Origin of the sequence: Bartonella sp. Raccoon60 (assembly GCF_002022585.1) — a bacterium.
Lineage (GTDB): Bacteria > Pseudomonadota > Alphaproteobacteria > Rhizobiales > Rhizobiaceae > Bartonella > Bartonella rochalimae.
Map to the genome: position 1 here is coordinate 615,201 of NZ_CP019786.1, position 26,124 is coordinate 641,324.

The 26,124-nt window shown below is 35.9% G+C and carries 26 protein-coding genes and 2 tRNA genes; 21 read left to right on the forward strand and 7 right to left on the reverse strand.

Translation table 11 applies throughout. The annotated features are described in order from the left end of the window. Nucleotides 1-104: 104 nt before the first annotated feature. The 5 genes from Bra60_RS02720 to Bra60_RS02740 form a co-directional block, all read right to left on the reverse strand. Nucleotides 105-815 (reverse strand): ABC transporter ATP-binding protein, encoded by a 711-nt coding sequence (locus Bra60_RS02720; protein WP_078688527.1) that lies wholly within the window; start codon nt 813-815, stop codon nt 105-107. After that, complete coding sequence (locus Bra60_RS02725) at nt 812-1,585, reverse strand: ABC transporter ATP-binding protein (RefSeq protein WP_035005883.1); 774 nt, start codon at nt 1,583-1,585, stop codon at nt 812-814. The genes Bra60_RS02720 and Bra60_RS02725 overlap by 4 nt, the downstream gene beginning before the upstream one ends. Further along, nucleotides 1,578-2,639 carry a branched-chain amino acid ABC transporter permease gene (locus Bra60_RS02730; protein ID WP_078688528.1) on the reverse strand — a complete coding sequence of 354 codons (1,062 nt, stop codon included), beginning with the start codon at nt 2,637-2,639 and terminating at the stop codon, nt 1,578-1,580. Before Bra60_RS02730 ends, Bra60_RS02725 begins: the two co-directional genes overlap by 8 nt. Continuing rightward, entirely contained in the window at nt 2,639-3,715 is a 1,077-nt protein-coding gene (locus tag Bra60_RS02735; RefSeq protein WP_078698050.1) for a branched-chain amino acid ABC transporter permease, read from the reverse strand. Before Bra60_RS02735 ends, Bra60_RS02730 begins: the two co-directional genes overlap by 1 nt. An 81-nt stretch (nt 3,716-3,796) precedes the next feature. Then, nucleotides 3,797-4,966, reverse strand: a complete 1,170-nt coding sequence (locus tag Bra60_RS02740) for an ABC transporter substrate-binding protein (protein WP_078688530.1) — start codon at nt 4,964-4,966, stop codon at nt 3,797-3,799. Nucleotides 4,967-5,293: 327 nt separating this feature from the next. Here Bra60_RS02740 and Bra60_RS02745 point away from each other — a divergent pair, with 327 nt between their 5' ends. From Bra60_RS02745 to Bra60_RS02755, 3 genes are all read left to right on the forward strand, one after another. After that, nucleotides 5,294-5,869, forward strand: coding sequence for a cold-shock protein (locus tag Bra60_RS02745; RefSeq protein WP_078688531.1), 576 nt, complete (start codon nt 5,294-5,296; stop codon nt 5,867-5,869). 93 nt (nt 5,870-5,962) lie between these two features. Continuing rightward, the gene (locus Bra60_RS02750; protein WP_236823961.1) at nt 5,963-6,481 is read left to right on the forward strand and encodes a DUF192 domain-containing protein; all 519 of its coding nucleotides are present in this window, start codon (nt 5,963-5,965) and stop codon (nt 6,479-6,481) included. Then, on the forward strand, nt 6,478-7,251 hold the full coding sequence (locus Bra60_RS02755) for an alpha/beta fold hydrolase (RefSeq protein WP_078688532.1): 774 nt from the start codon (nt 6,478-6,480) through the stop codon (nt 7,249-7,251). Before Bra60_RS02750 ends, Bra60_RS02755 begins: the two co-directional genes overlap by 4 nt. A 42-nt stretch (nt 7,252-7,293) precedes the next feature. Here the strand turns inward: Bra60_RS02755 and Bra60_RS02760 are convergent, their stop codons facing one another. Next, on the reverse strand, nt 7,294-7,980 hold the full coding sequence (locus tag Bra60_RS02760) for an alpha/beta hydrolase (RefSeq protein WP_078688533.1): 687 nt from the start codon (nt 7,978-7,980) through the stop codon (nt 7,294-7,296). Between the two features lie 182 nt (nt 7,981-8,162). Between Bra60_RS02760 and Bra60_RS02765 the strand changes: the two genes are divergently transcribed. The 6 genes from Bra60_RS02765 (at nt 8,163) to Bra60_RS02790 (ending at nt 14,706) form a co-directional block, all read left to right on the forward strand. Beyond that, the gene (locus Bra60_RS02765) at nt 8,163-9,311 is read left to right on the forward strand and encodes a cysteine desulfurase family protein (protein ID WP_078688534.1); all 1,149 of its coding nucleotides are present in this window, start codon (nt 8,163-8,165) and stop codon (nt 9,309-9,311) included. Nucleotides 9,312-9,470: 159 nt separating this feature from the next. Beyond that, nucleotides 9,471-10,982: a Fe-S cluster assembly protein SufB gene (gene sufB / locus Bra60_RS02770; protein WP_078688535.1), complete on the forward strand. Its 1,512-nt coding sequence runs from the start codon at nt 9,471-9,473 to the stop codon at nt 10,980-10,982. Nucleotides 10,983-11,022: 40 nt separating this feature from the next. Next, nucleotides 11,023-11,778 (forward strand): Fe-S cluster assembly ATPase SufC, encoded by a 756-nt coding sequence (sufC, locus tag Bra60_RS02775; RefSeq protein ID WP_078688536.1) that lies wholly within the window; start codon nt 11,023-11,025, stop codon nt 11,776-11,778. Nucleotides 11,779-11,789: 11 nt separating this feature from the next. Next, nucleotides 11,790-13,058 (forward strand): Fe-S cluster assembly protein SufD, encoded by a 1,269-nt coding sequence (gene sufD, locus Bra60_RS02780; protein WP_078688537.1) that lies wholly within the window; start codon nt 11,790-11,792, stop codon nt 13,056-13,058. 9 nt (nt 13,059-13,067) lie between these two features. Then, nucleotides 13,068-14,312, forward strand: coding sequence for a cysteine desulfurase (locus Bra60_RS02785; RefSeq protein ID WP_078673735.1), 1,245 nt, complete (start codon nt 13,068-13,070; stop codon nt 14,310-14,312). After that, complete coding sequence (locus Bra60_RS02790; RefSeq protein WP_035005866.1) at nt 14,305-14,706, forward strand: SUF system Fe-S cluster assembly protein; 402 nt, start codon at nt 14,305-14,307, stop codon at nt 14,704-14,706. The genes Bra60_RS02785 and Bra60_RS02790 overlap by 8 nt, the downstream gene beginning before the upstream one ends. 953 nt (nt 14,707-15,659) lie before the next feature. On the opposite strand, the gene Bra60_RS02795 is transcribed toward Bra60_RS02790, so the two are convergent. Then, nucleotides 15,660-15,735 (reverse strand) — tRNA-Val (locus tag Bra60_RS02795). Between the two features lie 215 nt (nt 15,736-15,950). On the opposite strand from Bra60_RS02795, the gene Bra60_RS02800 reads away from it, so the two are divergent. The 12 genes from Bra60_RS02800 to nuoK all read left to right on the forward strand — a co-directional run bounded on the left by Bra60_RS02800 (nt 15,951) and on the right by nuoK (nt 26,124). Beyond that, nucleotides 15,951-16,027, forward strand: a tRNA-Asp gene (locus Bra60_RS02800). 294 nt (nt 16,028-16,321) lie between these two features. Continuing rightward, nucleotides 16,322-16,687: an NADH-quinone oxidoreductase subunit A gene (locus tag Bra60_RS02805; protein WP_078688538.1), complete on the forward strand. Its 366-nt coding sequence runs from the start codon at nt 16,322-16,324 to the stop codon at nt 16,685-16,687. Beyond that, nucleotides 16,678-17,259, forward strand: a complete 582-nt coding sequence (locus tag Bra60_RS02810; RefSeq protein WP_078698051.1) for a NuoB/complex I 20 kDa subunit family protein — start codon at nt 16,678-16,680, stop codon at nt 17,257-17,259. Before Bra60_RS02805 ends, Bra60_RS02810 begins: the two co-directional genes overlap by 10 nt. Nucleotides 17,260-17,272: 13 nt before the next feature. After that, complete coding sequence (locus tag Bra60_RS02815) at nt 17,273-17,881, forward strand: NADH-quinone oxidoreductase subunit C (protein ID WP_078688540.1); 609 nt, start codon at nt 17,273-17,275, stop codon at nt 17,879-17,881. A gap of 203 nt (nt 17,882-18,084) precedes the next feature. Then, nucleotides 18,085-19,275 carry an NADH-quinone oxidoreductase subunit D gene (locus tag Bra60_RS02820; protein WP_035005859.1) on the forward strand — a complete coding sequence of 397 codons (1,191 nt, stop codon included), beginning with the start codon at nt 18,085-18,087 and terminating at the stop codon, nt 19,273-19,275. Then, the gene (nuoE, locus tag Bra60_RS02825; RefSeq protein WP_035005857.1) at nt 19,275-19,952 is read left to right on the forward strand and encodes an NADH-quinone oxidoreductase subunit NuoE; all 678 of its coding nucleotides are present in this window, start codon (nt 19,275-19,277) and stop codon (nt 19,950-19,952) included. Before Bra60_RS02820 ends, nuoE begins: the two co-directional genes overlap by 1 nt. Nucleotides 19,953-20,071: 119 nt before the next feature. Further along, complete coding sequence (gene nuoF, locus Bra60_RS02830) at nt 20,072-21,379, forward strand: NADH-quinone oxidoreductase subunit NuoF (protein ID WP_078688541.1); 1,308 nt, start codon at nt 20,072-20,074, stop codon at nt 21,377-21,379. Between the two features lie 66 nt (nt 21,380-21,445). After that, nucleotides 21,446-23,515: an NADH-quinone oxidoreductase subunit NuoG gene (nuoG, locus tag Bra60_RS02835; protein ID WP_078688542.1), complete on the forward strand. Its 2,070-nt coding sequence runs from the start codon at nt 21,446-21,448 to the stop codon at nt 23,513-23,515. A 24-nt stretch (nt 23,516-23,539) separates the two neighbouring features. After that, the gene (nuoH, locus tag Bra60_RS02840) at nt 23,540-24,586 is read left to right on the forward strand and encodes an NADH-quinone oxidoreductase subunit NuoH (RefSeq protein WP_078673739.1); all 1,047 of its coding nucleotides are present in this window, start codon (nt 23,540-23,542) and stop codon (nt 24,584-24,586) included. A 13-nt stretch (nt 24,587-24,599) separates the two neighbouring features. Then, nucleotides 24,600-25,091, forward strand: coding sequence for an NADH-quinone oxidoreductase subunit NuoI (gene nuoI, locus Bra60_RS02845; protein ID WP_078673740.1), 492 nt, complete (start codon nt 24,600-24,602; stop codon nt 25,089-25,091). A 90-nt stretch (nt 25,092-25,181) separates the two neighbouring features. After that, nucleotides 25,182-25,802: an NADH-quinone oxidoreductase subunit J gene (locus Bra60_RS02850; RefSeq protein WP_078688543.1), complete on the forward strand. Its 621-nt coding sequence runs from the start codon at nt 25,182-25,184 to the stop codon at nt 25,800-25,802. Between the two features lie 13 nt (nt 25,803-25,815). After that, a complete protein-coding gene (gene nuoK / locus Bra60_RS02855) occupies nt 25,816-26,124 on the forward strand; it encodes an NADH-quinone oxidoreductase subunit NuoK (protein WP_035005845.1) in 309 nt (102 codons plus the stop codon).

A 26,124-nucleotide genomic window follows, 5' to 3' on the forward strand; every position in this document is an offset into this window, starting at 1 on the left:
TTATTCGTTTTAAAGCTATTTCTAATGAGTTATGAACAAAAAGAAGCTTTTAATTAACTTCATAATCATTAGAGTTAAATAATAAGGAATAGGCACTGTAATTTTTAATTGCCAAGATATGCATCTTTGACACGTGGATCGGAAAGCAAAGCTTTAGCTTCATCGTGAAATAATATTTTTCCTACTTCTAAAATATAAGCATAATTAGCAATGGAAAGTGCTGCAGATGCATTTTGTTCAATAAGAAGAACAGTTTTCCCCATATCATTAATTTTCTTTATAATCGAAAAGATTTCACGTACGAGAAGGGGCGCTAAACCGAGAGATGGCTCATCTAATATAACTATATCGGGATTACTCATAAGGGTGCGACCTACGGTTAACATTTGCTGTTCACCGCCTGACATTGTACCGCTCAGTTGCTGAGATCTTTCACGCAAGCGTGGAAATAAATCAAATATCCATTCGATATTGCGAGTAACAACAGTTTTATCATTACAGATATAAGCGCCTAGCTGAAGATTTTCTAAAACGGTAAAGTGAGGTATAATACGCCTTCCTTCAGGCGTTAAGGCAATACCTAATCGTAAAATTTCTTCCGGTTGTTTTTTTATGATAGATTTGCCTTTATATATAATTTCTCCGTGAATCGATCGATTGAGGCCTACAATAGAATGTACAGTGCTGCTTTTACCAGCTCCATTCGCTCCAATTAGAGTAACTATGCTGCCTTTTTTTATAGACATAGAAAGGTCTTGAACAGCTTTAATTGCACCATAATGAACATGAAGATTTTTTATTTCAAGAATATTCATGATATATCTTCACCGAGATAAGCTTTAATAACTCTAGGATTATTGCGTATTTCATTGGGTGTGCCATTAGCAATACAACGACCATATTCTAATACACAAATATATTGACAAAGCTTCATAACAACTTTCATATCATGTTCAATCAAAAGGATTGTAAGATCAAATTCTTTTTTGATTTTTTCTATAAATTGCCTTAATTCATCGCTTTCTTGTGGATTCATACCGGCTGCGGGTTCATCAAGAAGAAGCAGTTTTGGTTTTGTTGCTAAAGCTCGAGCAATTTCTAAGCGTCGCTGTGCTCCATAGGAGAGGGTGGTTGCTTTTTGATGAGCGAGATGATCAAGCTGAAGCTTTTTAAGAAGTTCCATTGCATTGTTATGAATTTGTCTTTTCTCTTTAAGCGCACTTGGTAATAATAAAGCTGCATTAAACCATGGTTGTTTCTGTCGAATATGAGCACCTACCATAATATTTTGTAAGACTGTTAATCCTGAAAAAAGGCGTATGTTTTGAAACGTTCGTGCAATATGAAGCTTGCAGATAGTATAAGGTGGGAGGCCACAGATTTTTTTATTATCTAAAAGAATTTCTCCATTTGTTGGCGCATAAAAACCAGAAATCATATTAAAAATAGTTGTTTTTCCGGCACCATTTGGACCAATTAATCCAGTAATTGTTCCTCGTTTAATAGCCATATTAACATTGTTTACAGCAATTAATCCACCGAAATGCATTGTAAGATTATTGAGTGAGAGAATCGTACTATTCATGATTTTTTCTCATTTTGAAAAGATTTCTTCTTATTAAAAGATTGGAAATCCAATTCCATGAAAATTCACGTTGGCCTAATAACCCTTTTTGCCAGTATAAGATAATTGCCAGCAATATAATTGAAAAAATAACCATTCGTAGGCCTGGTAATCCCGGAATATTTATAAAGCCTAGGTTTAATGGACTTTCAACGATACGAAGCCACTCAAGCATTATTGTGATAATAATGCTGCTTATAACGCTTCCTGTAATAGAACCAAGACCACCAGCCACAACAATCATTAAAATATTAAAGGTTAGGATAAAATTGAACATTTTGGGATCGACAGTTGAAATAAGAGCGGCGGTTAATGCACCACCAATACCTGCAAAAAATGCACCAACCGTAAAAGAAAAACAGCGATAGAAAAAAGTATTTACTCCCATTATTTTCGCAGCGATTTCATCATCGCGAATAGCACGTAAAACATTACCTGTATTGCTTTGTAATAAAAGAGTAATGAAAATTATTGTAAATGCTAACCACCCAAAATTCCACCATAACGTAGCATATTGAGGTATTCCTTTGATTCCTAATGAACCATTTGTTAAAGGCGTGGCATTAATAATGACAACACGAATAATTTCTGCAAAGCCTAGTGTTGCAATTCCAAGATAATCACCACCAAGGCGTAAAATAGGGAAAGCGATTAGCAAACCTATAATTGCAGCAGATAATCCGCTTATAATCACAGAAACAAAAAACGATAGTTGCAAATTTTTTAAGGGTTCAGCTATCGGTTCTAAAATCCACATCATTTCTTTTTGTTCAGGAGAGAGAAGAAAAATTGCGCATGCATAAGCACCAATAGCCATAAAACCAGCATGTCCTAGGGAAAACATCCCTGTAAATCCATAAGTCAAATTGAGTGAAATTGCTAATATTGCATTGATAGCGATAAGATTAATAATACGCAGTGTATAGTCATTAAAATAGTTATCAGCATAAAATAAAAAGCTAATAAAAATTATAATGCTAACAAATGATAGAAAAATGTTTAATGATTTTGTCATTAAATTTTCTCCTGGTTTTTCTTACCCATTAAACCAGTTGGCATTATTAATAAGATAAGAATCAAGAGGATAAAAGCAAAGGCATCTCTATATCCAGATAAAGTTGGAGAGAAGGCAACAACCATAATTTCAATAAATCCTAATAGTAAGCCTCCGAGCATTGCTCCTGGAATTGAGCCTATACCTCCAATAACGGCTGCAATAAAAGCTTTTAATCCAGGAAGCAAACCCATATAAGGATGAATTTGAGGATAACGTAAAGACCACATAATACCCGCTATGGCACCTAATGCAGAACCTATACAAAATGTAAATGCAATAATCTTATTAACAGAAACACCCATTAAACGAGTTGTTTCAATATCATATGATATTGCACGCATAGCAAGACCCGGCTTTGTTTTGTTGATTATCCATAATAAAATAATAACAAGAATGAATGAAACAATAGGAACGATGAGAGACATGGGAGCAATTCGAATGATACTTTTTGCATCCTGTCCGAAAGACCATAAGATTGGTGTTACAAGAAAATCTGGTTGTTTTACAGCTTTTGGAATGCTGCTAAAAAACATGATTGCAAGACTTTCAATAAGAAAAGAAATGCCAATTGCGCTGATAAGCACTGAAATACGTGGAGCGTTACGCAAAGGTTTATAGGCTAACTGATCAACAAAAATTCCCACTGCACCGGTAATAAAAATGGAAAAAAAAATAGCTAAGATCCAAACGGGTTTAAAATCTTGCAGAGAAATTTGTGAGTAATAAATAAGTCCTGAAACAAGAATAAAAAAGATAGAAATCCAACAAACTTTTTGTTGTTTCTGAAATCCAATAAAGATTGAATAATAAATAAAAACTGAGAACAATATAAGTAAAATAGCAACCCATGTAGGCATAGAGCTAATTGTAGAAAAGGAAAAAAAATATGCTCCCAACATCATGAGATCACCATGAGCAAAATTAATCAACCTCAGAACACCATAAACCATGGTATAACCGATTGCAATAAGCCCATAAAGTGATCCTAATGTCAGCGCATTAAAGAGATATTGAATGAACATTTCAGTGCTCATCTCTTATTCCTTATGTATTAATATGAAATATGATAGCTCTAAATAATTTAATCTTGGAATACATTAACTAAGCTTATAATTTTAATTGAGCAACTTATTAGTTTGCATTGTTTTTTGTAAGTCAGTAGACTGTATTTCGTGTAAGTAAATACGCTTTCCATTTTTTATTTCAATTATACCAATAGAAGCTTGAGGATTATGATTTTCATCTATGGATATAGTTCCAAAAGGGGTTTGAAAATCTTTTAATTTACTCAATTCAGCTGTAATTTGCTCACGATCAGCACTGCCAGCATTTTCAATGGCTTGCATAAACATCATATATGCTGTGTACCCCAAAACTGAATTGATATTTGGTTGTTTATTGGGGTAAGCAGTTTTCCATTGATTTGTAAATTCTTGTGCGGCTTTTGACATGTTTGGTATAGCTTCATTGTAAGGAAGTGTTGTATGCAAAAATCCTTCTGCAGCTAGTCCTGCAATGGCAATAGTTTCTGGATTATCCATAGCATCTCCACCCATAATGCGAAATTTTGCCCCCAATTCACGTGCTTGCTTTATAATTATGGCACCTTCAGCAAAATAAGATGGGATGAATAAGATATCAGGTTTTTGTGCTATGATTTGTATAAGAGCGGCTGAGAAATCTTGGTCTCCAGAGTTATAATTTAAATTTGAGATAATTTCACCGCCTAACTTTTTGAATGAACTGGTAAAGTAACGTGCAAGACCAATTGCATAATCGTTAGATATATCTTTTAAGATAGCTGCCTTTTTGGCATGTAAAATTTGGGTTGCATAAGTTGCAGCACCTATAGCTTGATAAGAGTCAGTGAAGCATGCACGAAAATAATACTTTTTGCCTTGTGTAACCAGTGCATTTGTTGATGAAGTTGCGATAGTAGGTGTTTTTGCTTTTTCAGATACTTCTCCACCTGCTAATGACAGTGAAGAACCATAGGTTCCAATGATTCCATTAACTTTGTCATTGGCGGTTAAACGCGCGACAGCATTGACTGATTCTACTTTATCAGATTTATTATCAATAACAATCAGCTCAACTTTGCGTCCTAGTATTTCTGGATTTTTTTTATGTGCTAATTGTATACCATCAAGTTCAAGTTTTCCTCCAAACGCATTTTGTCCAGTTAATGGAAGATAAACACCAATTTTAATAGGATTTTCTGCAGAGGCATTTGTCAGAAATGCACTTATTATAAAAGCTACGGTAAGGATCTTTCTCAATTGCATTACGCACTTTTCCTTATTGTCAGTTATAATTTTTATTATAAATTGTGTACATTATCTTGAACTTTATTATCATGCAAGTTATACATCTTATAAAATTGATCAGTGTGTACGAGTGTGTGCAAAAAGTCTTCGAGATTACCATTATATTTATTTATGTGTGTAAACCTTCTTGGATGAAATTTTATGATTTATGAGCTGACATTACGAAGTAGATACGACAATATGGGGAAATCTTATCTTTGGTCTTGCTTGTTGATGTAACTACAATGTTTACTTACGCAGAAGAATCAATTTGTAGAATTCAAACCTACAGGATCACGTTTGGTTATGACAAGTAAGGATACATTAAAAGATTGTTCTCCATCTGAAGATGGTCTCGATATTTGTGGTGAAATTATTGAAATTAGTGGTGTCATTAAATGGTTTGATGGCAGCAAGGGATACGGATTTATTATTCCTGATCTTCCCGGTCTTCCTGATATATTATTGCATGTGACAGTGATGCGGCGAGATGGTTTTCAAACAGCTTTAGAAGGAGCTAAAGTTATTTGTGTTGTAAAACAAACAGAGAGAGGGCTAAAATGTATCCAAGTTAAGTCTATTGACTGCTCATCAGCTACTCATCCTTCAGAAATTCCAGTGCGTACACATGTTGTAGTAACTCCTGAAAGTGGTTTAGAGCGTGCAATTGTTAAGTGGTTTAATCGCGAAAAAGGATTTGGTTTTCTTAGCCGGGGGCAAGGAACGGAGGATATTTTCATTCATATGGAGACATTACGTCGTTTTGGTTTAGCGGAACTCCGTTCTGGTCAGGTTGTCCTTGTGCGTTTTGGTAAGGGGGAAAAGGGCTTGATGACAGCAGAAATTTATCCTGATATAGCGCTTCCATTTGTTACAAATTAAATTTCTAATGTTATTAAGGAAAAGTATCATCTCTGTTTTTTAAGTTGTGTAATTTATCTTAAAGAAAAATAGTGATGATGTAGGATAAGAGTTTTGAAATTCTTAAAGAGGAAACAAATTATTCAATTTATTCTATTTTTATGCGCTAATATTTCAAGTGCTGTTATAGCAGGAAAGCCTATAGAGATTCCTACTGATCCAAATTTTTTAATAATTAATACGGAACAGAATGCGATTTTTTATGAGGTAGAGATTGCATTTTTAAGAACTCAAGCGAGCGCTGGTTTGATGTATCGTACTGATTTTCCTCGTAATCGTGCTATGTTGTTCAAGAATTTTCTTGGTAGTATGCCAGAAGATAAACAAGAAATGCTTATGTGGATGTCTCATACATCTTTACCTTTAGATATAATTTTTTTAAATTCAAAGGGAGTTATTGTTTCAATTGTTGAAAATACTCTTCCATTTTCAAAAAATATAATTTCGTCAAAAGTACCTGCAGCTTTTGCTATAGAACTTAATGCCGGTGAGGTTGCTGATAAAAAGATACAGCAGGGTCAATGTGTGATGCATCCTGTTATTTATGAGAAATGTGAAAGTGATAAACTATGACAGCAGAAGAGATTCGCTTTTTTGAACATGATGGTTTGCGTTTTGCTTACTGTGAAGAAGGACAGGGTGCTCCTATTTTATTGATTCATGGTTTTGGATCTTCTGCGCGTATAAATTGGTATGCAACAGGTTGGTTTCGTACTCTCATTGCGGCAGGCTATCGTGTTATTGCTTTTGATAATCGTGGCCATGGTGATTCGGATAAGATCTATGATCCTTTATTTTATACACCTCAAGCTATGGCTAGTGATGCGGTTAAATTGCTTCAACATTTAGAGTTATCCAAGGCCCATGTTATGGGATATTCTATGGGAGCTCGAATTAGCGCATTTATGGCTCTTTTGTATCCGACATATGTGCATAGTGTTATTTTGGGTGGTTTAGGAATTGGTATGGTAACGGGGGCAGGTGATTGGGAGCCTGTTGCTCAAGCTCTTTTAGAAAAAGATGTTTCAGCAATTACTGATCCTCGTGGTTTGATGTTCCGTAAATTTGCAGAACAAACTAAGAGCGATAGACGTGCTCTTGCTGCTTGTATCATGACATCAAAACAAGAATTAACAGAGCATGAAATTTATAAAATTAAGCAGCCTGCACTCGTTGCAGTTGGTTCATTAGATGAAATTAGTGGTGAAGCTGAGCCATTAGTGGCTTTATTGCCACATGGTGAGGCACTACAAATTCCTGGGCGTGATCATATGCTTGCTGTTGGAGATAAAGTTTATAAAAAAGGTGTTATCGATTTTCTTGCTCGTCATCCTATTGTTTAATTATTGTTTAAAAGATATTCGAGATATTAAAGAAATAATCTATTATTTTAAAAGTGCAGGTATTTTACGTGGAGAAAGAGTTGATAAGTTACTTGCGATATGCCTATCTAAATATTGTCCACATCGTTCAATAAGTTCTTCATTATATCCACTAAAAAAGTGGTTAGCTCCTTTTAGGATTTCTTGTGTAATAGTAATTCCTTTTTGCATTTTTAGTTTATCGACAAGATTTTGAACATCTTTCGAAGGTGCGGCTTTGTCGATATCACCGTGAATGATTAAGCCGGATGAAGGACAAGGAGCAAGAAATGAAAAATCATAAATATTTGGTTGTGGAGCAACTGATATGAAGCTCTCAATTTCAGGTCTGCGCATGAGAAGTTGCATTCCAATCCAAGCACCAAACGAATAACCAGCTACCCAACAGTTTTTAGAATTAGGATGCTGTGTTTGCACCCAATCAAGAGCGGCGGCAGCATCTGAAAGTTCGCCTATACCATAATCAAATTCTCCTTGACTTCGACCAATGCCACGAAAATTGAAACGCAGTGTAGTAAAACCACGTTGTTGAAACATATAAAATAAATCATAAACAATTTTATTATTCATTGTTCCACCGAATTGAGGATGAGGATGTAGAACAATCGCAATTGGTGCATTTTTTTGTTGAGAAGGTTGATAACGTCCTTCAAGACGACCTGTGGGACCATTAAAAATGATTTCTGGCATTAAATGCTCCTTAAAAGCTATGAATGTTTTCATTGACCTTGGTCGAATTTTACAATAAAATCCACCTTGTTTAGGTATTTTCTTTAATTAATTACTAGATATCCTTTTTTGAAGGCGTTTTTCAAGAAAATTGCATTATTTTTTTTAAAATCAATTTGTGGGATAGATAATTAGGATTTAAAATGGCTGTAAAACGCCGGTACCTTGATCATAATGCAACGACACCGCTCACAAAAATGGCACGAATGGCATTATTAGAATCTTTAGGGGTATTTGGTAATCCATCATCTGTTCATACGGAAGGGCGTGCTGCTAAAGCACTTTTACAGAAATCCCGTAGACAAATTGCTGATAGACTTAAGGCAAATCCAGATAATGTTGTATTTACATCTGGTGCTAGTGAAGCAGCGATGACTCTGTTGACACCTTTTTATCATATTGGAAGGTCTGAAGTGCAGTTTTCGCATCTGTACATTGGTGCAAGTGAGCACCCGTCCATTGCAGAGGGAGGGCGTTTTTCTAAAGAATTGATTAGTATAATTGATGTTGATCAGCATGGTTTGATCCAGCAGGATAAGTTAAAATCTTTATTAATAGAACATGATAAAGCGAAAGGTTTACCGCTTATCGCTATTCAAGCTGCTAATAGCGAAACTGGTGTTATCCAAAACATTCAAGAAATAGCGACTATTGTTCGGGATGCTGGAGGTACTCTCATTGTTGATTTAGTTCAATATATAGATAAATATCCCATTGATATTAATCATTTTGGAGGTGACTTTTTTATACTATCAGCCCATAAAATTGGAGGACCTAAAGGGGTTGGTGCATTTGTTTCATGTGGAGATCTTCTTATGCCTTCTCCTCTTATTACTGCTGGTGGACAAGAAAAAGGACACCGTGGAGGGACAGAAGCTTTACCGCTTATTGCTTCTTTTGGAGCAGCAATGGAAAATTGTTTTACTCAAGAAGAAATAAAAAAATTAATCTATTTACGTAACAAATTGGAAGATGGTTTACTAAAAATTAGTCATGATGTTATAATTTTTGGTAAGAACGTTCAACGTTTGCCAAATACTACTTATTTTACTGTACGGGGTATAAAAGCTGAAACAATGCAAATTGGTTTTGATTTAGCGGGATTTTCTGTATCAGCAGGTTCTGCTTGTTCTTCAGGAAAAGTAAAACAAAGCAAAGTTTTGGAAGCAATGGGATATCATATATCAAATGGTGCAATCCGTGTTTCAACGGGACGTTGTACAACTTCTAAAGATATTGATGATTTTTTATTGATTTTTGCTCAAATTATAGGTAACAAAAGGCAGCATTAATCAATTAAGAGATTAAGCATTATTCTTAAAAAATAGAGTAAGCTTGATTGGAATTTTCCTATTTTGCATATTAAAGTCACCTATTTTTATTTTGTGAAGTAAATAAGATATTTATCATTTATCACCGGTTTTTGACACCGAAAAAAATGGAGAAAACCGATGCCGGCAGTGCAGGAAACAATACGCCAGGTAAGTGAAATAGACGTTGATCAATATAAATATGGTTTTGAAACGAATATTGAAGTAGATAAGGCTCCAAAAGGGCTAAATGAAGATATTATTCGATTTATTTCCGCTAAAAAATGTGAACCTGAATGGATGTTGACATGGCGTTTGAAAGCTTTTCGCCGGTGGTCTAAAATGGAAGTACCTCGTTGGGCACGAATTAAATATCCAAAAATTAATTTTCAAGAACTTTATTATTACGCTGCTCCTAAAAATCATACGGGACCAAAATCTTTAGATGAGGTTGATCCTGAGTTATTAGCAACTTATGAAAAACTTGGTATTCCCTTAAAAGAGCAGGAAATTTTAGCTGGAGTAAAAAAACAGACGGATCTTTCTACATCTGATGATAATATCTACGCATCAGGACAAGTAGCTGTTGATGCTGTTTTTGATTCTGTTTCAGTTGTAACAACATTTAAAGAAGAATTAGCACGTGCCGGCGTCATTTTTTGTTCTATTTCAGAGGCTATCACTGAGCATCCTGCTTTTATTCAGGAATATTTAGGAGCAGTTGTACCAGCTGGTGATAATTATTACGCTGCCTTAAATGCTGCTGTCTTCACGGATGGCTCGTTTGTTTATATTCCCAAAGGAGTACGTTGTCCTATGGAACTCTCAACCTATTTTAGGATTAATGAACGCAATACAGGACAATTTGAGCGAACATTGATTATTGCAGATGAAGATTCGTATGTCTCTTATTTGGAAGGGTGTACTGCGCCCCAGCGTGATGAAAATCAGTTGCATGCAGCTGTTGTCGAGCTTATCGCTCTAAAAAATGCAGAAATTAAATATTCAACAGTACAAAATTGGTATCCTGGTGATAAGGAAGGAAAGGGGGGAATTTATAATTTTGTAACTAAACGAGGGGATTGTAGAGGAGATAATTCCAAAATTTCGTGGACACAAATTGAAACAGGTTCTGCGATTACTTGGAAATATCCGTCTTGTTTATTACGGGGTAATAACTCACGCGGAGAGTTTTATTCTATTGCTGTTGCAAATGGTCACCAGCAAATTGATTCCGGTACAAAAATGATCCATTTAGGAGAAAATACATCAAGTCGTATTATCTCAAAGGGTATTTCTGCTGGTTTTTCGAATAATACTTATCGTGGACAAGTTACTGCACATAAAAAAGCTAAGAATGCACGTAATTTTACTCAATGCGATAGTTTGTTAATTGGTAATGATTGCGGTGCTCACACAGTACCTTATATTGAAGCAAAAAATGCAACAGCTCAGTTTGAACATGAGGCAACGACATCAAAGATCTCTGACGATCAACTTTTTTATGTTATGCAACGGGGGATTCCTGAGGAAGAAGCAATTGCATTAATCGTTAATGGATTTGTAAAAGAAGTTATTCAAAAATTACCAATGGAATTTGCTGTTGAAGCGCAGAAACTAATTGGCATTAGTTTAGAAGGCAGCGTAGGCTAATTGCGCATTGCATAAAATACAGCAAAAACAGGATTAAGCTATGTTAGAAATAAAAAATTTGCACGCCCGTATTTCTGAAACTAATACAGAAATCATTTGTGGTTTAAATTTGACCATTCAAGATGGTGAAGTCGCTGCTATTATGGGGCAAAATGGAGCAGGAAAATCTACTTTATCTTATTTGCTTTCTGGTCGTGATGACTATGAAGTAACAGAAGGTGATATTCTTTATAATGGACAATCAATTTTAGGAATGGGTCCAACAGAGCGTGCAGTAAGCGGTATTTTTTTAGCATTTCAATATCCAATGGAAATACCTGGTGTTGCAACAATGGAATTTTTAAAAGTTGCAATAAATTCTCAACGTAAAGCTCGAGGTGACAAAGAACTTAAAATTTCTGAATTTATTCAGTATGTTAAGAAAACCGCTTCTGAACTTGAAATAGATATGGCTATGCTTAAACGTTCACTGAATGTTGGTTTTTCAGGTGGAGAAAAAAAGCGTACTGAAATTCTTCAAATGGCTCTGCTTGAACCAAAACTTTGCATTTTAGATGAAACGGATTCTGGTTTAGATATTGATGCTTTAAAAATTGTTGCAGATGGTGTTAACAAATTGCGTAATCAAGAACGTTCATTTTTGGTTATTACTCATTATCAACGTCTGCTTGATTATATTACGCCTGATACAGTGCATGTTCTTTATAAAGGTCGTATTATTAAAAGTGGCGATAAATCTTTAGCATTGTATTTAGAGCAAAATGGGTATGCTGATATTATCAGTAAAACTGCTTGAGGTTATTGAATATGAGCATAAACTCACAACAAAAATTGATTGCAGTTGAAGAAGATATTATCAGTAATTTTAATCAACGCATTGATCATTTACCCGGCGATGAAGCAGTGCAAGTTATCCGTAAGAAGGCGATTGAATTATTTCAAAAAACGCGTCTTCCTTCGCGCAAAGTAGAATATTGGCATTATACTGATTTACGCGTTTTATTAAAATCTGTCAGTGAATTTTCAGAATTTAATGATGAACAAACGATTGATAAATTACTTCCAGAAAATATTGTTTTTTCTATTGAAAATGGTAAAGCGCTTACCTCAAATAAAATAGAGGGTGTTGAAGTAGAGAATCTTGTAACGGCATTAGATAAAAATAGTGCTAAACTAAATTCAATTATTTCTGATGAAAATTTTATTGGACAATTAAATACAGCCTTCGTTACAGATGGGTGGTTTTTCAAGATTTCTGATAATATTCAATTGGATGTGCCAATTGAATTGCAAAATATTCAAATGGGAGGGCAATCACATACTTTTTCAAGCATCAAAGTCGGAAAGAATAGTCAGGCTGTAATTATTGAACGCCAGATAGGCAATGATAAAGATACTTTCGTTAGTTCAGTCTTTTCATTAGATCTTGCTGCTAACAGTAATATAACATGGATTCTTATCCGTGATAGGGGAGAAAGTGCTACACAATTTAGCCAATTTCGTGCTGTGCTTGCTGAAAACGCTGAATTAACACTTTATGTGATTAATATAGGTAGTCAACTTAATCGTCAAGAAATTGATATTGAGTTGTTGGGAAAAGAGGCTAATTTTCAATTACGAGCAATAAATTTATTGTCTGGAAAAATGCACAGTGATCTTACGATGACTGTACGTCACGTTGAAGAAAAATCAATTTCGAAAGAAATTATACGTAATGTTATCATAGATAAAGCACGTGGTGCTTTTCAAGGGGTAATACGCGTTGCACAGAAAGCGCAAAAAACAGATGCCCGTATGGCTTGCAATAGCCTTATTCTTTCAGATGATGCAGAATTTGATGTAAAGCCTGAACTAGAAATTTTTGCAGATGACGTTGCTTGCGCCCATGGAGCAACAGTTGCTAAAATTAATCATGATCATCTTTTTTATCTAATGGCACGCGGTATCTCTTTTAAAACTGCCTGCGAACTTTTGGTAAAAGGGTTTATCTCAGAACTTATTGATGACATTAAGCAAGATAACATGCACACTCTTTTGAGTACTATCACTAATAAATGGTTAGTAACGAACATCTAAGGCAAAAAAATGGAAAATAAGGTAAAAACATTAAATTATAATGTAGAAGAAATTCGCCGTGATTTTCCTATTTTGCAAAATAGTATTTATGGTAAACGATTAGCTTATCTTGATAGCGGAGCATCTGCTCAAAAGCCGCTATCTGTCCTTAATATCATGGATAATTTTTACCGATATCATTATGCTAATGTGCATCGAGGAATGCATTTTTTATCAAATACAGCAACACAATTTTATGAAGATGCTCGTGAAACAGTTCGGGCTTTTTTAAACGCTCAAGTAGTTGAAGAAATTGTTTTTACGAAAAGTGCAACAGAAGCTATTAACACTGTAGCTTATGGTTGGGGGATGCCTAAATTAAAAGAGGGTGATGAAATTATTCTCACTATTATGGAGCATCATTCAAATATTATTCCTTGGCATTTTATTCGTGAACAAAAAGGTGTGAAACTTATTTTTGTACCAGTTGATAAAGATGGTGTTTTACATATTGAATCTTTTCAAAACGCTTTAAGTGATAGAACCCGTCTTGTTGCTATTACACATATGTCCAATATATTGGGAAGCATATCTCCTATAAAAGAAATCGTTAAGTTAGCACATCAAAATGCTATTCCTGTTTTGGTTGATGGTTCTCAAGGAGCGGCACATTTAACGGTGGATGTACAAGATCTCGATTGTGATTGGTATGTTTTTACTGGTCATAAAGTTTATGGTCCTACAGGTATTGGTGTTCTTTATGGTAAAAAGTGTCGGTTGGAAGAAATGCGTCCTTTTCAGGGCGGAGGACAAATGCTTGAAGAGGTGACACTTGATAAGGTTTCTTATAATTCTCCTCCATATCGTTTTGAAGCTGGTACACCTCCTATAGTTGAAGCTATTGGATTAGCGGCAGCTATTGATTATATACAAGAAAAGGATAGAAATGCGATTTATACACATGAAATGGCGCTTTTAAATTACGCTCATGAAAGACTTGAAACAGTTCAGTCATTACATATTTATGGACGTGCTTTGAATAAAGGTGCTATTATATCCTTTGAGCTTGAAGGTATCCATGCACATGATGTTGCTATGTTTGTTGATCGACAGGGAGTTGCTATACGTGCAGGAACACATTGTGCACAGCCTTTATTACAACATTTTGGTTTAACATCTATCTGTCGTGCGTCATTAGCAATGTATAGTAATCGGGAAGATATCGATCAATTGGTTGAAGCATTAGAAAAAGCAAGGATATTTTTTAATGGTTAGATTAATTAAAAAATGCTCTTCAGCTGAGCCTGTTGGTTTAGAAAGTGATAAGCAAGAGTCTTGTTTATCAGCAATTCCAGAATCTGAGATTAATCGTCTGACAAACGATATTATTGCTGCTCTTAAAACAGTCTACGATCCGGAAATACCTGCTGATATTTATGAGCTAGGATTGATTTATCGGATTGATATTGAAGATGATCGTTCGGTAAAAATTGAAATGACACTTACAGCTCCTGGATGTCCTGTCGCAGGTGAGATGCCAGGTTGGGTAGAAAATGCTGTAAGTGCAGTTGAAGGTGTTTTAAGTGTTGAAGTAATTATGACATTTGATCCTCCGTGGACACCTGAATGTATGTCAGAAGAAGCACAAATTGCTGTTGGATGGTATTAAAAATAAAGCAATAATAAAATATTGATTTTGTTATATTTTTATCTTATTTATCACTTTTTTGAGCTTTTTTATTGTTTCGATAAACTAGCTTTTTGCGATCAGCGTTCTTTGTATAAAGAACTGCTATGTTAGCAGCTAAAAATTTCTTTGAGTTGAAATACTATTGCATCTAAGTTTGCAGTTTTTGTTGCAGCTACTTTTCTTAAGCCATCAGTTAATTTCTAGTACTAGCAACAGTAATGGCAATGGAAGCTATCATTGATAAGACAGAACTGGAGATGGGGCTTTAGACAATGGCAAGACTGGGATTGATAATCATGAAAGTAGAGTTGGCTGTGAAAGTGATTTTTGTGGTTGTTGTGCACGCTTAAGAACAAAGAAAAAGTTTCTTGGAAAGAGTATGGTTAGTATTAGAAAAGGTGTTTATGTCCTTAGTCCTTATGCGGTTAGTGCCTATTGCTAAACGCTTGCAAGAGCAATGTTTGTGATCTTGTTGAGGAAAGAAATATTTTGTGGTGGTGATAGTGGTTTTAGAAGCTTTTTTGTAGCCTGAGTGAAGGCTCTTCGTTTTGGTAAGAAGACTAAACGGCAAAAATAAACAGCGACTATCATTAAGAGAGCAATAATATAGCTGGTTGTATTAGTTAGTATTGAATATATTTGGAGAAAAGCGATTTCATGGTCATTATCCCAAATTTAGTAAGGAAAATCTTTACAGCATAACAAACAAGGTGCTCATAATATGTAGGTGGAAAAGTGCATAAAAAATCGAATCGTAAAGAGAAGCTCAATGCTTTTGATACTTAACACAAACTAAAAATCACCTTGAAAGCAAGTTTTGATTTTTAATGCGTATAAAGGAAAATATAAAGTGCTATTCCCTAACCTTTATTTATCCCTAACCTTAAAAAAGATAAATAAAATCAGTATGTTACATTTGTCTATAAGAAACATGGTGGGCGATGAGAGACTCGAACTCCCGACATCCTCGGTGTAAACGAGGCGCTCTACCAGCTGAGCTAATCGCCCAATTTAATAATTCACAATTGGATGAGCACTTTATTAAGGAAAAAAAAAATTAAAGGCAAGAATAAAAAATGTTATTTATTAATGTTTTTTAGAGAATTGGATGAGTTTTTATTGTTTATTTAATTTTTTTTTTAAAATGTTTCATTTTTCTTGACAGAACCGAATGAACATCCTACACGACGATTGGTACCATATTAATTGGTTCCAAGAAGTGCGCGGGTGTAGCTCAGTTGGTTAGAGTGCTGGCCTGTCACGCCGGAGGTCGCGGGTTCGAGCCCCGTCACTCGCGCCATTTCGATTTTTTATTTCCTAATTTCCTTAGCATGTGGTTTTTTGTGGGTTATAATAATTATAGCGCATCCTATAGAATTTTTAGCTGATGTTTAATTTTTCCTTTTTTATATAGTTTTATGAGAATAAGGGCTTGCGTCTTTCTTTTTTCTGCGGTACCTATAATAAAACAAATACTGCGCGGCATGCCCTTTAAGCTGTACGAGCGGAATTAGCGTGATGAGTGTTATAATTTTATCTAGACAATATTAGGTGATTACGCTAATTCAGAACCTCATTAAGGCGGAAAAGGATTATGATCCATTTATTGAACTCTTATTTACCGGTATTGATTTTCATTGTTGTTTCAGTAATTATTGCTGGAGTTCTTTTAATCATACCTTATATTGTGGCTTATCGTGCTCCTGATCCTGAAAAACTATCGGCTTATGAATGTGGATTTAATTCATTTGATGATGCTCGAATGAAGTTTAATGTTCGATTTTATCTCGTTTCAATTTTATTCATTATTTTCGATCTTGAAGTTGCTTTTCTTTTTCCTTGGGCTGTTTCGTTTTCTTCAATAGGTATATTTGGTTTTTGGTCGATGATTGTATTCTTAGCGATCTTGACGATTGGGTTTATATATGAATGGAAAAAGGGAGCTCTTGAATGGAATTAGCGTTTAATAATTCAACGGTTGTTGCTCCAAAAGCAAAAGGAATCATTGATCCAAATACAGGTAAGTTGGTAGGTTCTAATGATAAGTTTTTTAGTGATATTAATGCCGAATTAGGGGACAAGGGTTTTTTAGTAACTTCAGTAGATGCTTTGATCACCTGGGCCCGTACCGGTTCATTGATGTGGATGAGCTTTGGTTTGGCTTGTTGTGCTGTTGAGATGATACAATGCTCAATGCCTCATTATGATAATGAACGTTTTGGATATGCGCCGCGCGCTTCACCCCGTCAATCAGATGTCATGGTAGTTGCTGGTACTTTAACAAATAAAATGGCACCTGCTTTACGCAAAGTTTACGATCAGATGCCTGAACCGCGTTATGTGATTTCTATGGGTTCCTGTGCAAATGGTGGGGGGTATTATCATCATTCTTATTCCGTTGTGCGTGGATGTGATCGTATTGTCCCAGTGGATATTTATATTCCAGGATGTCCTCCTACAGCAGAGGCGTTGCTATATGGTATCTTACTATTGCAGAAAAAAATCCGTCGTACTGGGTCTATAGAGCGATAGGGACTTTATAATAATGAGTGAAACATTAAGCGAGCTTTCTAGCTATTTGAAAGATAAATTGGGGGATAAGATAGAAGAAAGTATCCTTGCATTTGGCGAATTGACAGTTGTATCACGTCTTGATGCAATTACTGATGTTTTAATGTTTGTTCGCGATGACTCTCGTTGTCAATTTATTAGTATTACAGATATTAGTGGTGTAGATTATCCTTCTCGTGAAAAACGCTTTGATGTGTCTTATCAGTTATTATCTCCGCGACATAATTTACGTTTACGTGTAAAAGTGCGTACTGATGAGAATGTTGCTGTTGCTTCTGCTTGTTCGATTTATCCTGGAGCAGAATGGTATGAGCGTGAAGCCTACGATATGTATGGCATTTTATTTTCAGGGCACCCGGATTTACGACGTATTTTAACAGATTATGGATTTGAAGGGCACCCTTTGCGCAAAGATTTTCCTGTAACAGGGTTTGTCGAATGTCGTTATGATAATGAAGTCAAACGAGTTATTTATGAGCCTGTTGTTTTGCGACAGGAAATGCGTAATTTTGATTTTCTTTCGCCTTGGGAAGGTAATGAACATATTTCGCTACGTGGTAAAAAATCACATGTTGAAAAATAATACTATAATTGAAGTTGTGGTAAAGATTGTAAGTTTTTAAAAATAATTAAGCCTTTTTAGTAAGAATAGTGTATAGAAAGTTGTAATTGTATATGAGTTAATTTTATTCGCAGTAAATAGTTATTTTGTGTCATGCATCATAATAGCATAGCATTCTTTGTGTTCAGTTTTTAGGATGCATTGAGAGAAGTAAGGGGTTAATAGTGGCTGAGGTCAATGTCCGAAATTTTAATATTAATTTTGGTCCACAACATCCTGCTGCGCATGGTGTTCTGCGTATGGTTTTAGAATTGGATGGTGAAGTTGTTGAACGTGTGGATCCACATATTGGATTACTGCACCGCGGCACAGAAAAGTTAATGGAAACAAAAACTTATCTTCAGGCAGGACCTTATCTTGATCGTTTAGATTATGTTGCTCCTATGAATCAAGAGCATGCTTTTGTGCTTGCCATTGAAAAATTGTTGGGTGTTGAAGTTCCTAAACGAGGACAGTTAATTCGCGTTCTATTTTCTGAAATTGGGCGTATTCTTAATCATTTGCTTAATGTAACCACACAAGCAATGGATGTTGGTGCCTTAACACCGCCGCTTTGGGGATTTGAACAGCGTGAAAAATTGATGATTTTTTATGAGCGTGCATGTGGCGCGCGTCTTCATGCAAATTATTTCCGTCCTGGTGGTGTGCATCAGGATTTACCAGAAACTTTGATTGAAGATATTGGTAATTTTATTGACCCATTTCTTATTGCTCTTGATAAACTTGATGCACTTATAACACCTAATCGAATTTTTAAACAGCGGAATGTAGATATTGGTGTGGTAAATATTAACGAAGCTTGGGCTCGTGCTTTTTCTGGAGTGATGATTCGTGGAGCTGGTGTGCCGTGGGATCTGCGTAAAAGCCAACCTTATGAATGTTATGATGAAATGGAATTTGATATTCCTGTAGGTAAAAATAGCGATTGTTATGATCGTTACCTCATTCGTATGGAAGAAATGAGGCAATCAACAAAAATTATGCGGCAATGTGTGGACCGTTTGCTTTCTTCTGAAAAAAATGGACCAGTTTCAAGTCTGGATCGTAAGGTTGTGCCACCAAAACGCAGTGAAATGAAAAGTTCGATGGAAGCGCTGATTCATCATTTTAAACTTTATACAGAAGGTTTTCATACTCCTCCTGGTGAAGTTTATGTCGCTGTAGAAGCGCCAAAAGGTGAGTTTGGTGTTTATCTAGTTTCTGATGGAACCAATAAGCCTTATCGTATTAAATTACGTGCTCCTGGTTTTGCTCATCTTCAAGCTATGGACTTTCTAACTCGAGGTCATATGCTAGCAGATGCAACAGCTATTTTGGGTTCAATTGATATTGTTTTTGGGGAGATTGATCGTTAATGTCTGTACGTCGTCTTGCCGATGCTATCCATCAACCAGCAGAATTTTCTTTTACAAAAGAGAATCAAGTATGGGTGCAAAATACCATAAAGAAATATCCTGTAGGGCGTGAACAATCTGCTGTTATTCCCTTATTGATGCGTGCTCAAGAGCAGGAAGGTTGGGTAACGCGTGCTGCAATTGAACATATTGCTGAAATACTTTCTATGGCTTATATTCGAGTTTTAGAGGTTGCAACTTTTTATACTCAATTTCAACTAAAACCAGTTGGAACAAAGGCGCATATTCAGGTTTGTGGTACCACTCCTTGTATGCTACGTGGTTCTGGAGAATTGATCAAAGTTTGTCAAAAAAAGATTCATGATAAGCCTTTTGTTACTAATCAAAGTGGTACATTGTCATGGGAAGAAGTTGAGTGTCTTGGTGCTTGTGTTAATGCTCCGATGGTTATGATTTTCAAAGATACTTATGAAGATCTTACAGCTGAACGTCTTGAAGAAATTATTGATGCATTTGAAGCAGGTAAAGGTTCTAATATAGCTGTGGGACCACAAAATAATCGTAAATCATCAGAGCCTATTAGTGGTTTAACATCTTTAGTTGATGAAAATAAAAATAAAATGAAATCATTTAAATCTTCAAAGAAAAAGAGAAATGAAGGTGTGGAAGTTGAATGAATATTTCTTTGAGTTGAATAAAACATCTTAATATGAAAGAGAAGTTTTAGGAAAAATATTAAAAAATTGAATTAGGAAAATGCTAAAAATGCATTCAGTTATAGAAAAAAAGGTGGGGTATGCTGGCTGATAAGGATCGCATTTTCACCAATATTTATGGTTTTAAAGATAAATCATTGAAAGCTGCGGTATTGCGTGGACATTGGGATGGTACCAAAGCGATTATTGAAAAAGGCCGTGATTGGATTATTGATGAAATGAAAGCTTCAGGCTTACGTGGCCGTGGGGGTGCTGGCTTTCCTACTGGTATGAAATGGTCCTTTATGCCAAAACAAAGCGATGGTCGGCCTCATTATTTGGTTGTAAATGCAGATGAGTCGGAACCAGGAACATGCAAAGACCGTGATATTTTAAGACATGATCCTCATACTTTAATTGAAGGATGTGTTATTGCCACTTTTGCAATGGAAGCAAATATTGCTTTTATTTATGTTCGTGGTGAATATATTCGTGAGCGTGAAGCGCTTCAAGCTGCAATTGATGAGTGCTATGAGGCAGGGTTGCTTGGTAAAAAGACTAAATATGGTCATGCTTGTGATATTATTGTTCACCATGGTGCTGGGGCTTACATTTGCGGTGAAGAGACAGCTCTTCTTGAGAGCCTTGAGGGAAAAAAAGGTCAACCTCGATTAAAACCTCCATTCCCTGCAAATATGGGTGTTTATGGTTGTCCAACAACCGTTAACAATGTGGAATCTATTGCAGTTGTTCCTACGATTTTACGTCGAGGTGCTTCGTGGTTTTCATCGATTGGTCGGGCAAACAATGTTGGGACAAAATTGTTTATGGTTTCTGGACATGTTAATGCGCCTTGTACATTTGAAGATGCTCTAGGTGTTTCTTTTCGTGAATTGATTGAAAAACATACAGGTGGTATTCGCGGTGGATGGAATAATCTTTTAGCCGTTATTCCAGGGGGAGCTTCTTGTCCGATTGTTCGTGGAGAAGATATGATAAATGCCATTATGGATTTCGATGGGATGCGAGATGTTGGCTCTTCTTTTGGGACGGGTGGTATGATTGTTATGGATAAATCAACCGATATCATTAAGGCAATTTGGCGTATAGCAGCTTTTTTTAAACATGAAAGTTGTGGTCAATGTACGCCGTGTCGTGAAGGGACTGGGTGGATGATGCGTCTTTTGGGTCGTATGGTTGAAGGAAGGGCACAAAAACGCGAAATTGATCTTCTATTTGAAGTTTCTAAACAAGTTGAAGGGCATACTATTTGTGCACTTGGAGATGCTGCGGCATGGCCTATACAAGGATTAATCCGTAATTTTCGTTCAGAGATTGAACGAAGAATTGATGATTATACGCGAAGTGCAGTTCAAAGTAAAAATATTGCTTTGGAAACAATAAAATAAAGAGTTTTGTTTTTAAAAATAATGAAATACAAATGAGAAGTAGGTTATTCGCGAGCTGGATTGGTGATGATAAGTATTAAAGTTGATGGTAAAGAAATTGAAGTTCCTGACTATTACACATTGCTTCAAGCTGCTGAGGCTGCGGGTGCTGAGGTTCCACGTTTTTGTTTTCACGAAGCTTTATCAATTGCTGGGAATTGTCGTATGTGTTTGGTAGAGGTCAAAGGTGGGCCTCCAAAACCACAAGCTTCTTGTGCTATGGGAGTACGTGATTTACGATCAGGGCCAAATGGTGAAATGCCTGAAATATTTGTCAATACGGAAATGGTCAAAAAAGCCCGTGAAGGCGTTATGGAGTTTCTCCTCATTAACCATCCATTAGATTGTCCTGTATGTGATCAAGGCGGTGAATGTGATCTTCAAGATCAAGCAATTTTTTATGGGCGTGATTGTTCTCGTTATACAGAAGATAAACGTGCTGTTGAAGATAAGTATATTGGACCTCTTGTAAAAACTGTGATGACACGGTGTATTCATTGCACACGTTGTGTTCGTTTTACAACAGAGATTGCAGGTGTTTCAGATCTTGGTTTAATTGGCCGTGGTGAAGATGCTGAAATCACGACATATCTTGAAAGAGCAATGACATCTGAATTGCAAGGCAATGTTATTGATCTCTGTCCAGTAGGTGCTTTAACTTCAAGACCTTATGCGTTTTGTGCGCGTCCATGGGAATTAATTAAAACAGAGTCGATTGATGTGATGGATGCTCTTGGTAGTGCTATTCGCATTGACAGCCGAGGGCGCGAAGTTATGCGAATTGTACCACGCGTTAATAAAGATATAAATGAGGAATGGATTTCAGATAAGACACGTTTTATTTGGGATGGATTGCGTACTCAAAGACTTAATAAACCGTATGTTCGAAAAGATGGAAAACTTCAGCCTGTAAGTTGGTCGGAAGCTTTTGAAAAAATTAAAACAGTTATATCTGAAACTTCAGCAAAAAAAATTGGAGCAATTGCTGGAGATCTTGTTTCTATTGAGGAAATGTACGCTCTTAAATTATTATTGCTTTCATTGGGCTCAAAGGCATTTGACTGTCGTCAAAGGGGTATGGTTCTATCTCCTGAATTAGGCCGTTCGAGTTATATTTTTAATCCTACTATTGCAGGTATCGAACGTGCTGATGCAATATTAATTGTAGGATCTAATCCGCGTGTTGAGGCTGCTGTTTTAAATGCACGTATTTTAAAACATCAACGAGTAGGAAGAATTCCAATTGCATTAATTGGAGAACAGGTCGATTTGCGTTATCCGTATTCTTATCTTGGGGCTGGTACTGATTCATTAAATAAACTTATTAGTGGAGAGAATGCATTTTTTGATGTACTAAAAAAAGCTGAGAGACCGCTTATTCTTATTGGAGAAGGTGCTATTTCAGGTAAGGAAGGTTTATCTGTTTTAAAGAGTCTTGCAAAATTAGCGGACCTTGTTGGAGCTCTTAATGAAGAATGGAATGGATTTGGCATCCTTCATACTGCTGCATCAACTGTTGGAGGACTAGATATTGGTTTTACCTATAAATTGGGAGTTGAAAATATTGTAAAAACCTGTGAGGTTCTATTTTTGCTGAGCGCTGATGAAGTAGAATTAACCAATAACAAAGCCTTCGTAATTTATATTGGAAGCCACGGTGATAATGGTGCGCATGCTGCTGATGTGATTCTACCGGCATCTACTTATACTGAAAAATCAGGGCTTTATGTTAATACAGAAGGTCGTGTTCAGATGACAAATCGAGCTGGTTTTGCTCCAGGTGAAGCAAAAGAAGATTGGGCTATTTTACGTGCTTTATCCGATGTTTTAAATAAAAAGCTTCCTTTTGATTCATTATCTCAATTGAGACAAAGTTTATTTAATGATTTTCCACATCTTTGTGCCATTGATAATATAACGCCTTCATGTATTAGTGATCTTAAAACTCTGAGTTCACAAGTAATTGTTCTGAAGCCACACAAATTTACTTCTATGATTAAAGACTTTTATTTAACAAATCCAATAGCGCGTGCTTCTGCAGTTATGGCAGAATGTTCGTCTCTTGCAAAAAGTTATGCTGCAGAAGCTATGAAGTAAGAACAAAGGGGAAAAGGAACAGTTATGTACGATTTCTTTATGGCTTGGCTATTGCCATTATTAATTATAGTGGGTAAAACACTTATTCTGTTAGTTGTTCTTTTGGTTTTAATTGCTTATTTGCTTTATGCAGACAGGAAAATTTGGGCAGCTGTCCAATTACGTCGTGGACCGAATGTTGTTGGTCCATGGGGGTTGTTACAGTCTTTTGCAGACTTGATAAAATTTGCTGTTAAAGAACCGATTATCCCTGCTGGAGCTAATAAAGGTGTTTTTCTTCTTGCTCCTTTTGTTTCAGCGGCACTTGCATTATCGGCATGGGCAGTTGTTCCAGTTAATGAAGGCTGGGAAATTGCAAGTATTAATGTTGGTTTGCTATATATACTGGCTATTTCATCTCTTGAAGTTTATGGTGTTATCATGGGAGGATGGGCCTCAAACTCGAAATATCCTTTTTTAGGAGCTCTTCGTTCAGCGGCACAAATGGTTTCTTATGAGGTTTCAATTGGTCTTGTTCTTGTTACAGTTGTTTTAGTAAGTGGTTCACTAGATCTTACAGCAATTGTTCTTAAACAGAATAGTGGTTTTGGAAAGAATATTGGCTTGCCATTCAGTAGTTTTCTTGATTGGAATTGGTTAGTTCTTTTTCCAATGTTTATTATATTTTTTATTTCTGCGCTTGCAGAGACAAATCGTCCTCCTTTTGATTTGGTAGAGGCAGAATCTGAGCTTGTTGCTGGACATATGGTTGAATATTCTTCAACTCCTTATATGCTTTTTTTTCTTGGTGAATACGTTGCAATTGTTTTAATGTGTGCATTAACAACTATTTTGTTTTTGGGTGGCTGGTTGCCTCCTTTTGATGTATGGTGGCTTAATTGGATTCCTGGTGTCATTTGGTTTGTTCTGAAGGTTTGTTTTGTATTTTTTGGATTTGCTATGGTTAAAGCATTTGTACCCCGATATCGCTATGATCAGTTAATGCGCCTTGGTTGGAAGGTATTTCTTCCTATTTCATTGGCAATGGTTGTAATGACCGCTGCTGTTCTGCAATACACTGGTTTAGCTTAAGAGGAAAGCTTATATGTCAAGTCTTATTCAAGCAGCAAAATCACTTCTTTTATTAGAATTTATAAGTGCCTTTTTTTTAGCAATGCGTCAGTTTTTTTCTCCAAAACCTACAATTAATTATCCCTATGAAAAAGGTTGTGTTTCTCCACGTTTTCGTGGTGAACATGCTTTGCGTCGCTATCCAAATGGAGAAGAACGGTGTATCGCATGTAAATTATGTGAAGCAATTTGTCCCGCACAGGCTATTACGATTGAAGCTGGGCCTCGACGTAATGATGGTACACGTAGAACTATTCGCTATGATATTGATATGGTGAAGTGTATCTATTGTGGTTTTTGTCAAGAGGCTTGTCCAGTTGATGCTATTGTGGAAGGTCCGAATTTTGAGTTTGCAACAGAAATGCGTGAAGAACTCTATTATGATAAAGAAAAGCTTTTAAATAATGGAGATCGTTGGGAGCGGGAAATTGCTCGTAATATATTAATAGATTCACCTTATCGTTAGGTGTATTATTAAATGGAAAGTAGTTGGATAATGTATCCGATAAGGATAGTCTGGTATGAAAATTCATACCTATTGATTGAGGGGAAGTCTATGCTAACAGGTCTAGCAGCGGCATTTTTCTATATTTTTGCTTTCATTATGCTTATAAGTGCGGTCATTGTTGTTGTCGCACGTAATCCTGTTCATTCAGTCTTATTTTTAATACTGGCATTTTTTAATGCCGCGGCTTTGTTTTTGCTTGCAGGAGCAGAATTTTTAGGACTTATCTTATTGATTGTCTATGTTGGTGCTGTAGCAGTTTTATTTTTATTTGTAGTTATGATGCTTGATGTTGACTTTGCTGAATTAAAAAGTGGTACACTCAAATATGCTCCTATTGGTGCTTTTATTGGTATTATAATCGCTATAGAGCTTATTTTTGTTTTTATTAGCAACAGTTTTTTTCCAGTTTCAGGAGTTCATGCTACACAACCAACGCCAGATTTAACACAGCGAACAAATACTCAAGCACTAGGAGACATTCTCTATACAGATTATGTTTTCTACTTTCAAATCTCAGGATTAATTTTATTAGTTGCAATGATTGGCGCTATTGTTCTGACACTCCGTCACAGATCAGGAGTTAAACGACAGTCGATTGCAGTTCAAGTTGCGAGAACACCAGAAAGTGCAATTGAAATTAAAAAAGTTGAATCAGGTAAAGGTATTTAGCGGAAAGATTATTATGTACATTGATATTGTTCATTATCTCACTGTTTCTGTATTGATATTTACAATTGGCATTCTTGGTATTTTTTTAAATAGAAAGAATGTAATTGTCATTCTTATGTCAATTGAGCTTATATTGCTCTCGGTCAATCTTAATTTTGTTGCGTTTTCAGCTTTTCTTCATGATTTAGTTGGGCAAGTATTTTCTTTATTTATCTTGACAGTAGCAGCTGCTGAAGCAGCAATTGGTCTAGCAATTCTTGTTGTGTTTTTTCGTAATCGTGGTTCTATTGCGGTTGAAGATGTTAATGTGATGAAGGGCTGA